4 protein-coding genes are annotated in these 2,956 nt (G+C 60.3%); 2 read left to right on the top strand and 2 right to left on the bottom strand.

All coding sequences use genetic code 11. The features are described 5' to 3' along the window. Together NKI95_RS34105 and NKI95_RS34100 are read right to left on the bottom strand one after the other, a co-directional pair. Positions 1 to 761: NAD/NADP octopine/nopaline dehydrogenase family protein (locus tag NKI95_RS34105; protein WP_352722230.1), on the bottom strand; the 761-nt coding region annotated here is incomplete at its 3' end. Beyond that, on the bottom strand, positions 752 to 967 hold the full coding sequence (locus tag NKI95_RS34100; RefSeq protein WP_352464107.1) for a hypothetical protein: 216 nt from the start codon (positions 965 to 967) through the stop codon (positions 752 to 754). The genes NKI95_RS34105 and NKI95_RS34100, both read right to left, overlap by 10 nt. 11 nt (positions 968 to 978) lie before the next feature. On the opposite strand from NKI95_RS34100, the gene NKI95_RS34095 reads away from it, so the two are divergent. Both NKI95_RS34095 and NKI95_RS34090 read left to right on the top strand, forming a co-directional pair. Then, positions 979 to 1,962 carry a LysR family transcriptional regulator gene (locus NKI95_RS34095; protein ID WP_352722232.1) on the top strand — a complete coding sequence of 328 codons (984 nt, stop codon included), beginning with the start codon at positions 979 to 981 and terminating at the stop codon, positions 1,960 to 1,962. Continuing rightward, positions 1,959 to 2,956, top strand: a 998-nt coding sequence (locus NKI95_RS34090; RefSeq protein ID WP_352722228.1) for an NAD(P)-binding domain-containing protein, incomplete at its 3' end; no start/stop codon positions are given. The genes NKI95_RS34095 and NKI95_RS34090, both read left to right, overlap by 4 nt.

The following is a 2,956-nucleotide window of genomic DNA, read 5'->3' as shown; positions in this document are numbered from 1 at the left end:
AATGAAAAATGCTCTTTGACGGTGCGAACGGCGATGCCGAAATGGGCAGCGATGGCCAACCGCTCGGCATCCAGAGCCTCGATAAGGCGGCCGACGGCAGGAGTGACATTTCCCCCCTGGCTCCATTGCTCGGCCTTTTCCATGCGTGTCAGATTAAGAAGGGCAATTCCTAGATGGTTTTGCGGATTGAGGTTGCTAAGTGCGATCGCAAGCATCCCGTCGCGGTTGACAAAACGATCGCCGAACACGGTCGTGCAAAGTTCGTGTCCTTGATCCTGGCAACTGAAAGGCAGCGTCGCAACATCAAGCTTCTGGCGAATGGTGGTGACATGGACTTCAGTTGGTCCGAGCTGGCGGCCAGATAGGAGCGTCGTGCCCCAAACAACGATCGGCAACCTGACCTTGCGCTCGGCTAACCGCTTGGAGAGATACAGCGCCGCGAAGGAACAATGCGAACTGATGATGACGGGAATTCCATCAGCCAGGTGAGGGACCGCCGCATCCATCACCATCTTGTGGCCGTAAGCCGGAAGCGCAATCACCACCACGTCCGCGTTGACAATGGCGTCTTTGCAATCCTTGGCAATGCGCACCGGTACCGTCGCCGCGATATCCCCCGTCGCTTTTAACAATTCGCCAGTAGCCAAAGCCCTGGTGCGGTGTCCCGAGGGTGACCAAAGCATTGGCGAATGTCCCGATCCTGCCAAATAGGCGGCAAGGCCATAAGCAACTGCTCCGGCGCCCAGAATACTCACGCGCATAATATTCCTCCTGTTGCAGGCTTTGTGGTTTGAGAATTCTTGCCGTCGTCACCTGAAAGTTTTTCATCAGGTTGGAGCCCGCGTCTGCCGTCCTCGTCCGCCTCCGCCAGGGATTCCGGCTCTGAAGCCGGCCAAATGCAAAAGCCGTAACGAACATTGGTTTCCGCTTGACATATATCAAAAACGAATGAGACGATGTCAATCATACGGATTGCGCATGAAGGAGAGCATGGAAACCCGAGACCTTCAGACCTTCCTTGCGGTTGCTGCCAGCGGCAGCATCACCAAGGCGGCTGACATGCTCGGGCGCTCCCAGCCTGCGGTGACGCGCACCATTCAGGATCTCGAGGCCGAGCTTGGCTTCGAATTGCTGCATCGGATCGGTCGACGGGTGCAGCTGTCTGAAGAGGGAGTCGCCTTTGAAGAGGAAGCGCGGCGCCTGCTGATGTCCTTCACCGAACTCGCAGCGCGAGCCAAAATGATCGCCGCCGGCAGGGGACGGATCCTGCAGATTGTCACAACCTCTGCGATCGGGACCGGCTTGATCCCGACGGCCCTAGCTGAGCTCCAAGGTGCCGAGCTTCCGCACGAGACGCATCTCGGGCAATTTCTTCCTTCGATCGTCGCCCAGGAAGTGCGCAGCGGACGCGCCGAGATCGGATTTTCAAGCCTGCCGCTCGATACGCCCGGTCTGGATGTCCTGCGGCTGTACTCGGCGCCTGACGTGGCTGCCGTGCGGGAGGACGATCCGCTGGCTGAACTTGATGTCGTGCCGCTTTCGGGTTTTGCCGGTCGCCGCGTCGCCACGCTGCTCAATCCACTGCGTTTTCAGTTGCATGTCGCCAAAGCGCTGGCGTCTCGCGGCATCGACACTGGCCCAGTGATCCGGACCAATACTGCCTATGGCGCCTTGCAGATCGTGCGTCAGACTGGGGTGGCGGCTGTCATCGATCCCCTCACCGCCTATGGCGTTCCCCTGCCCGGTGTCGTCATTCGCCCTCTCGACGTAACCGTTCTCTTTTATTGGGGTGTTGTGGCTGCCGCAAACCGTCCCCTCCGTCCAGTTGCGCAGGCGCTGATGGATGCGGTCGAAGCGGTGGCTGAACGGTCAATTGCCGGTTTCAGGAAACTCGATCCAGCTTTGGCCGGCCAATTGGTCACCGATCCCGCCTCGGACACAAATAACGGGACGGGAATATGAAGCATATTCCCACCCCGGCAGCTTCGAGCGGCCTTGCCGCGCTGGAAGCCCAGCTCGCGCAGGATCTCGACTTTCTCGAGCTGCCCGCCAAGCCTTGGGTCCCCAAGCGCACGCACGATGGCGCCCCAGTCCGTGACGTCGTAGTGATCGGCGCCGGCATGTGCGGACTTGCTGCCACGGCAAAGCTTGTGCTGACCGGGATAACCAATGTCGTTGCCTACGATGCGGCTCCGGCCGGGCTCGAAGGACCATGGGTAACGTTTGCGCGTATGCAGACGCTGCGCTCGCCGAAGACCCTCCACGGTCCGTCGCTCGGGCTGCCGCAGCTCACGTTCCGCGCCTGGTTTACGGCACAATGGGGACCTGAGGCCTGGCAGTCGCTTGACAAAATCCCCAAGGGCCAGTGGATGGACTACCTGGTCTGGTACCGGAAGGTTCTTGGTCTGCCGGTGCGCAACAGTGTACGCATGACCGGCGTCGCAGCCGTTGGTGATCTGATTGCAATCGATATCGAGGGCGCGGAAGCCGGCCGGGTTCTCACCCGTCGCCTCGTTCTGGCCACCGGTCGGTCCGGTCTCGGCGGTTTTGCCGTGCCCGATTTCCTCAGGGGCATCGATCGCGCCTATTGGGCCCATTCTGCCGACGACATCGATTTCGACGCGCTGAAAGGTAAGCGTGTAGCGGTTATCGGCGCTGGTGCCTCGTCCATGGACAATGCCGCAACGGCACTCGAAGCGGGTGCCGGCTCTGTCGACATGTTAATCCGGCGCAAGGAAATGCCGCGCATCAACAAGCTGACCGGCATAGGTAGCCAGGGTGTCGTCCTCGGCATCTACCACCTGCCCGATGCCTGGAAGTGGAAATTCTTCGACTATACCGCCTCGACCCAGACACCGCCGCCGCGTTCATCGACGCTTCGCGTGTCTCGCCACTCGAATGCCCGGTTCTTTCTCGACTGCGGCATAGTTGCGGTGAAGGAAGATGCGGGAGGCCT

This window comes from Mesorhizobium sp. M0306, assembly GCF_040321655.1.
Lineage (GTDB): Bacteria > Pseudomonadota > Alphaproteobacteria > Rhizobiales > Rhizobiaceae > Mesorhizobium.
The sequence above is the reverse complement of the archived record's forward strand: the minus strand, read 5'-3'. Positions and strand labels throughout refer to the sequence as shown.